This window comes from Streptomyces sp. 8L, from assembly GCF_020176795.1.
Lineage (GTDB): Bacteria > Actinomycetota > Actinomycetes > Streptomycetales > Streptomycetaceae > Streptomyces.
Window position 1 is genome coordinate 1 of sequence record NZ_JAIUKE010000547.1, and the last position, 7,101, is coordinate 7,101.

A 7,101-nucleotide genomic window follows, 5' to 3' on the forward strand; every position below is an offset into this window, starting at 1 on the left:
GGCAGACACCCTGCCCGTCCCCTACATGTCCGAAACCCGCTCGCCTCCAGGGGTGGGCGGGTCCAGACTGGACGGCATGACACACGCGGCGATGGACGAGGAGACCCGCTACGAGGCGGTGGCGGGACGGGACGCCCGGTTCGACGGGGTGTTCTTCTTCGCGGTGGAGACCACCGGGATCTACTGCCGGCCGAGCTGCCCCGCGGTCACCCCCAAGCGCAAGAACGTGCGCTTCTTCCCGACCGCGGCGGCGGCTCAGGGCGGCGGATTCCGGGCCTGCCGCAGGTGCCGTCCCGACGCCGTGCCGGGCTCCGCCGAGTGGAACGTCCGCGCGGACGTCGTCGGCCGTGCCATGCGCATGATCGGCGACGGTGTGGTGGACCGCGAGGGTGTGCCAGGACTGGCGGGGCGCCTCGGCTACAGCACCCGCCAGGTGCAGCGCCAGCTCACCGCGGAGCTGGGCGCGGGCCCCATCGCCCTCGCCCGGGCCCAGCGGGCGCACACCGCGCGCATCCTGCTCCAGACGACCGGGCTCCCGGTCACCGGCATCGCGTTCGCGGCGGGTTTCGCGAGCGTGCGCCAGTTCAACGACACCATGCGGCAGATCTACGCCCGTACCCCCAGCGAGCTGCGCGCCGAGTCCGGTACGGGCACGCCGCGGGCGCCCGCAGGCGCCGGCATCCCGCTGCGCCTCGCCCACCGGGGCCCGTACGCGGCGCGCGAGGTGTTCGACCTCCTGGCACGCGAGGCGCTGCCGGGCGTGGAGGAGGTCACGGGGACCCACGGCGAGCGCGCGTACCGCCGGGCGCTGCGGCTGCCGCACGGCCTCGCCGTCGTCACCGTGGCGGAGCGGCGGCACCCGGTGCGGCCCGCGCCCGCCGTCCGTACGGGCTGGCTGGAGGCCCGCCTCCACCTGACCGACCTGCGGGACCTCACGACGGCCGTGCAGCGGCTGCGGCGCCTGTTCGACCTGGACGCGGACCCGTACGCGGTGGACGAGCGGCTCGGCGCCGACCCCCGGCTCGCACCGTCCGTCGCGGCGCGGCCCGGGCTGCGCTCGCCCGGCGCCGCGGACCCCGAGGAGTACGCGCTGCGCACGGTGCTCGGGCCGGAGGCAGCGGCGGCGGCCGTGCTGGGCCAGGGGGAGGACGCGCCCGCGCCGGACGGCGGGCCGAGCCGCCTGTTCCCGCGCGCCGACGCGCTGCGCGGCCACCCGGTCGCGGGCCCCCTCGCCACCGCGCTCGCCGACGGCACCGTACGGCTCGACGCCGGTGCCGACCGGGACGAGACGGACCGCGCACTGCGTGCCGTGCCCGGTGTGCATCCGCACGCGGCGGCGCTGATCCGGATGCGGGCGCTGGGCGACCCGGACGTGTGGCCGGCGGACCCCGAGGCGGAGAACACCCGGGAACAGTGGCGCCCCTGGCGCTCCTACGCGGCCCACCACACCGGCCTGGTGTGACCGTCACGGGCGGTACCCGGAGTGTGTCGGGTATCGCCCGTAGCGCTCACCGGCCCCCGCCGGCCTCCCCGCTCTTCCCGGCGTCCCGCGCCTCCCCGCTCTCCTCGGTGTCCCGGCTCTTGCGGTCCCCGCCGTCCTCGGCCGGGTCGGCGTCCAGGCCCCAGCTGTGGATCTTGTGCGGGTGGATACGGATCAACTCGTCGCTCAGATGGGCCCCGAGGCCGTGAGGGCCGGTCAACAACTCCGCCTCGCCCCGGATTTCCACGCCGCGCACCCGCCAGGGCCGCACGCTCGCGATGTCGTCCACCACCAGCGCGACCCGTGGATTGGCCCCCAGATTCCGCCATTTCTTGGTCGTGCCGAGTGCGTATCCGCCGATCAGGATGGTCCCGTCGTCCTGGGTGTGGAACCCGACCGGGTTGGCCTGCGGCTGACCGTGCCGGTCCACGGTCGCCAGACGCCCGAGCCGCTGGGACATGAGGTAGGCGCGCTCCGCGCCGCTGAACTCTGCCATGGTCCCAGCCTCACACGTTCCGCCCGGCCCGGCAGCGGACGAGCCGGTCCACGGGGCGCGGGCACGGTTCGCGGACCGGCCGGAACCGGCGACCGGGCCCCGTCCCGCCCCGGGCGCCCGGCGCTCACGCGGTCGCCGCATCCGCGCGGACGTCAGGCCGCGCCCGCCGTGTTGTGGCTGTGGACCTGCCGCCCGGCGAACCAGGTCTGGAGTACCTGCGTCGCGTGGATCTCCTGCACCGGGATGTCGAACAGCGCCCGGTCCAGGATGATGAAGTCCGCCGACATGCCGGGCTTCAGGCGGCCCGTCTCGTGGGAGAGGCCCATCGCCTCCACCGCGCCCACGGTGTGGGCCGCGAGCGCCGTCGTGAGGTCGAGCGCCTGGGCGGGCGCCAGCTCGCCGGGGAACGCGGAGTCCGGGTTGCGGCGGGTCACCATCGTCTCGATGCTCAGCCACGGGTTCGGCAGCGCGGTCGCCACCGGCCAGTCCGAGCCGGCCGCGATACGGGTGCCTGCCTCGTACAACTCCCGCAGCGGCCAGATGCGTTCCATGTAGTGGTCCTGGACCTGCTGGGCGATGACACCGTTCATCGGGTTGGGGAACCAGAGCACGGGGGACGCGTCCGCCACCACGTCGAGCTCGTGGAAGCGGGCCACGTCGTCGGGGTGGACGAACTCCGGGTGCGCGAGGTGGAACACCGGCCCGTCGCCGTGGCGTTCACGCAGCCGCTGAACGGCCTTCAGGACCTGCCGCACCGTGCCGTCGGCCGTCGCGTGCAGCTTCGCGTGCAGGCCACGGGCGACCGCCTCCTCCAACAGCAGCAGCAACTCGGCGTCGGTGAACAGGCTCTCGCCCGCGTAGCCGTCGGCCGCACCGCCGCCCTCGTCGCCCACCGCGCGGTACGGTTCGAGGAACTTCGACGTACGCGTCATCGGCACACCGTCCAGGACGGCCTTCACGAAGTCCGGCCGCACATGGGGCGACCTGCGCCGGGGCGCGGTGTCGAACAGTTCGGGGCCCACCGGCCCCGACTCGATGAACTCCCGTGCGGGCATGGACCCGACGATCCACGCGGTCAGGTCGCCCGCCCGGTCCAGCTCGGTGAACACGTCCAGCCACGAGCCCATCGTCGCGGCGTCCTGCGCCGCGGTCACACCGACCGAGTTGAGGACCGCCACCGCGGTGCGCGCGGAGCGCAGGTCCCGTCCTGGTGCGTCCTCCACGGCCCTCCGGGCGGCGAGCTCCGCGTCGGTGGCCGGCGCTCCGAGGAGCAGCCCGACCGCGTGCCCCGCCTCGTCCCGTACATACCGGCCCGCCGGCGGGTCCGGGGTGGTGTCGCCGATGCCAAGGATCTCCAGTGCCCGCGAGTTGACCCACCTGTTGTGGAGCGAGTCGTCCCGCAGCATCACCGGACGCCCCTCGCTCACCTCGTCCAGCGCCGCCAGCATGCGCGCGGTGCCCACCGCCTGGAACACCGGGCTGACGAGCACGCCGCCCACCACCCACTCGTCCGGGCCGAGGGAGCGGGCCCGGTCCTGCACGGCGGCGAGGATCTCGGTCGCACCGCACATCGGCGGCAGGTTCAACTCCCAGGCCGCGGCCTGCCCGCCGAACCCGAGGTGGGCGTGGACGTCCGCGAGTCCCGGCATGATCATGCGCCCGCCGGCGTCGACGACCCGGGTGCCGGGCCCGACGAGCCCCTCGATGTCCCAGTCCGTCCCCAGCGCCACCAGCCGGCCGTCCCGCGCGGCCCGCCCCCACGCCCGGGGCCTGTCGGGGTCCAGGGTGTGCACGTCGGCGCCGCGCACCACCAGATCGATCCGGCGGTCCGTGTCGTGGGGAGGGGCGGCGGAGGCTTCGGGCATGTGGCGATCCCTCGGTTCTGCGCGAAGGCGGCACGGACGCCGCTGTGCCGTGGGTGTCCTGTTCTCGCCCGGGCCCGACGGGCAGCTCGGGCATGCTCGGGACGCGCAGGTCACGCGGCGCGTCGTGGGCCGCCCGCGGCGCTGTGCTCCCTTCTAGCGAGGGTATGACAGGGTCCGGCGGGGCGCGTGTTGTGCACCCCGCGCCATCTGCCGCCGCCCGGCGCACGGCCCACCGCTCCCGCCCCGTACGCGGCCCCCGGCGCGTCACACCGTCCGCCCGTACGCCGGACAGCGGTGTCGCGATGTCCCCAACACGGCCTTTTCAGGCGGCAATCGGTGACCCGGCGTGTCCGTGTCGCGCCACGGCGACGCGATGCACGCGATGCGCGTGATCCACGCGGCCTTCGGCCTCCGGCCGTGCCCGGCTGGGGGAGCGTGGTGCGGGGGACGACCGCGCCGCCTGCACCGGGAACGCGGCAGCCTGCCGTCCGTCGGTGGTCCGCCGCCCGGCGCATCACCCGTACGGACGAACGTGCGCGGAGCGTCCTCCGGGCGCTCACTGCCAGATCAGCCCGGCGATCCACGCCGCCACGGCGAGCAGGGACGCGTACAGCTCCACGAGCAGGGGAATGCCCGCGCCCCGCATCAGGGTACGGGTGGAGGCCCAGCCGTCCCGGTGGCTGCCGAGGCGCCGGCGCTCCTCCTCGTAGACGCCCCCCACGAATCCGGCGACGCCGCCCACCACGGGCAGCACGAAGAACCCCACGACCGCCGAGGCACCGCCCACCGCGACACTCCGGCGGGGCGCTCCGGTACGGCTGGTGCGGCGCGAGGGCAGCAGGGGTCTGAGCGCCTGGTTCACCAGGAGCAGGGCGGTCGCCACCATCAGCACCACCCACGCGGTCGTGGAGGTGTCCGACAGCGCCCACCACAGCACGGCGGCCCATACGATCGCCTGCCCCGGCACGCCGGGAACCAGCACCCCGAGAAGTCCGAGCAGCATCACCAGGCCGACCAGCACCAGCTGCCACACGTCCATGCGTCCAGCGTGCAGGACTCGGATCGTTCTCGCAGATCAGCGGGTGCGGCTCGGCCGGATCGGCGCCGCGGTTCGGCCGGATCGGCGGGTGCGGCTCAGCCGGATCAGCGCTGCGGCTCGGCCCGGATCGGCGGGCGCGCGGGCCACAGCGCACCGGGTCTGGCCGGGCCGCGCTCAGCCCCGGGCCGCGCTCAGCTCCGAGGCGCGTCGCGTGCCACCCAGCCGCGCTCGTACGCGTGCCAGCCGAGTTGGAGCCGTGTGGTCACACCGCTCATCTCCATCAGCCCCTTCACCCGGCGCTGCACGGTCCGCAGGCCCAGATCCAGCTGTTTGGCCACACTGGCGTCCGTCATGCCGGCCAGCAGCAGCGACAGTATCCGCAGGTCGGTGACGTCCGGCCCGGGCACTCCCGCCGCCCGTACGGCTCCGCCCGCCTCCAGGGCCAGGGGCATCGCGTCCCGCCACACCGTCTCGAACAGCCCGTACAGCGACTCCAGCAGCCCGCTCGCGTGCGCGACCAGCGCGGCGGGTTCGGCGGCGGGCCCGTTCAGCGGCACCATCGCGAGGTCCCGGTCCGCGATCACCAGCTTCGTCGGCACCTTGTCGATGACGCGCACCTGCTCGTCCCGGCCGAGCGCCGCACTCAGCTCCTCGATCCCGCCCGGCGCCGTCAGCACCGCCTGCTCGATGACCACGCGGTAGCGCACCCCGCGCGTCGTCGCCTCCTCCTCGGCCTTGTTCTCCGGTCCCGTCACCGCCATGGGCGTCTCGGTGACCAGGGCGCACACCTCCTCCGCCGCACCGATCTGGAGCTGTCTGAAGCGGTGCGAGACGGTGCTCGCGCCCGTCACGACCTCCACCAGGTCGTGCACGGCGGCCTTGCCGCTCTCCGCGCGGTACTCCTCGGCCAGCAGCACGGCGGCCAGCTCCGCCTGCTCCAGCTCGTGGCGGTGCTGGGTCAGCAGCGCCCCCAGAGCCAGTGAGGGCGGCGCGGCGACCCAGCGCCCGGCGCGTGCGGGCGACGGCGCCGCCAGGCCGTGCCGCTCCAGACGGCGCAGCGCGATCTCCATGTCGTGCTCCGGCAGCGCGAGCCGACGCGCGAGTTCCGCGACCTCCGCGGCGCCGGTCGCCACCAGCGCGCGATACGCGGACTCCTGTCTCTCGTCGAGTCCTATGGCACCAAGCACTCGGTTCCCCTCCCCATGTCCTGCCCCCCGTACCGGCCGGCGGAGTCCTACGCCTCCCGTCCGTGGCGGAAAACGGCCACGGCGTAAATCCGCCGCTTACATCGTGCCTGTACAACAGGTAATTCTGCCAAGGTGGGCGAGTCGGAGCAGCAACAGGCCATGGTCATATGCCTCTCCGAGATCGTCTGCCGCGTGCCCTTCCCGTGGGGGGTGGGGGTGCGATGGCGGACCCCGACCGGCCGGCCGCAAGAGGGTGCCGGGCTTGGCGACGGCCCTCGCCATTCCCATGTCGTACGCGCCCCCGCGGCCCGGCCGGTCCTCATTTTTCGCGACGACCGTTTTCGTGCCACCCGCGCGGTCGAAGATAAGGAGCATGAGCAAGCAGGGGGAGCGGTCCGCTCCGGCCGACGACTGGTGGAACCGGCTGTACGACGAGACGTCGCCGGACACCGGCGCGGGTGCCCCGACGCCGGGCGACACACTGGACGACCGGTTCGCGTCGGCGACGCACGCCGTATCCGTTCCCGAACCGCCGCGGGAGGCCCGAGAGGCCCAGGAGCCCGGAGAGGCCGTTGGAGCGTGCGCGGCGGATGAGGTGAGTGAGGAACGAGAGGCCCGTGGCGCCGCCGAGTCCGAGGACGCCGTAGAGCCGTACGATGCGCGGAACCCGTTGCGGGACGGCGGGTACGGGTCCGGGGGAGCCGGGGAGGCAGAGGGCGCCCGACAGGACCAGGAGTCGTCGCACCGACGGCCGCCCGCCTGGTGGGAGAAGGACGCGCGGGCGCCCTGGGAAGCCGTTCCGTACGTGCCCTCCGACGCCCGGCCCCTGCCCTCCCCGCGTGGCGGACCCGCGGAACCGCCGCCCGCTTCCGGGACGGCGGACGCGCCCCGGGACACGACCACGCCACCGCCGCCCGGCGCCCAGACGGGTGCCGCCGAGGCGCCACAGGTCCCCGGGCCCGTGCCCCCGGCCGACGCGCCTCAGGCCGACCAGCGCCCCGCCGACGCGCCTCAGGCTGACCAGCGCACTGCCG

General features: G+C 74.7%; 4 protein-coding genes and 2 pseudogenes. 2 read left to right on the forward strand and 4 right to left on the reverse strand.

What is annotated here, in order from left to right; translation table 11 throughout:
- Positions 1-91: 91 nt before the first annotated feature.
- The gene (locus LCE31_RS33880) at positions 92-1,462 is read left to right on the forward strand and encodes a DNA-3-methyladenine glycosylase 2 family protein (RefSeq protein WP_225021360.1); all 1,371 of its coding nucleotides are present in this window, start codon (positions 92-94) and stop codon (positions 1,460-1,462) included.
- A 151-nt stretch (positions 1,463-1,613) separates the two neighbouring features.
- Here the strand turns inward: LCE31_RS33880 and LCE31_RS33885 are convergent.
- From LCE31_RS33885 to LCE31_RS33900, 4 genes and pseudogenes are all read right to left on the reverse strand, one after another.
- Positions 1,614-1,976, reverse strand: a pseudogene (locus tag LCE31_RS33885) (PPOX class F420-dependent oxidoreductase); the annotation flags it as partial.
- A 152-nt stretch (positions 1,977-2,128) separates the two neighbouring features.
- Positions 2,129-3,841 (reverse strand): amidohydrolase, encoded by a 1,713-nt coding sequence (locus tag LCE31_RS33890; RefSeq protein ID WP_225021353.1) that lies wholly within the window; start codon positions 3,839-3,841, stop codon positions 2,129-2,131.
- A gap of 556 nt (positions 3,842-4,397) precedes the next feature.
- The gene (locus LCE31_RS33895) at positions 4,398-4,880 is read right to left on the reverse strand and encodes a DUF456 domain-containing protein (protein WP_225021355.1); all 483 of its coding nucleotides are present in this window, start codon (positions 4,878-4,880) and stop codon (positions 4,398-4,400) included.
- A 191-nt stretch (positions 4,881-5,071) separates the two neighbouring features.
- A complete protein-coding gene (locus LCE31_RS33900; protein ID WP_225021358.1) occupies positions 5,072-6,067 on the reverse strand; it encodes a helix-turn-helix domain-containing protein in 996 nt (331 codons plus the stop codon).
- A 373-nt stretch (positions 6,068-6,440) separates the two neighbouring features.
- Here LCE31_RS33900 and LCE31_RS33905 point away from each other — a divergent pair.
- Positions 6,441-7,101 (forward strand): annotated as a pseudogene (locus LCE31_RS33905) (hypothetical protein); the annotation flags it as partial.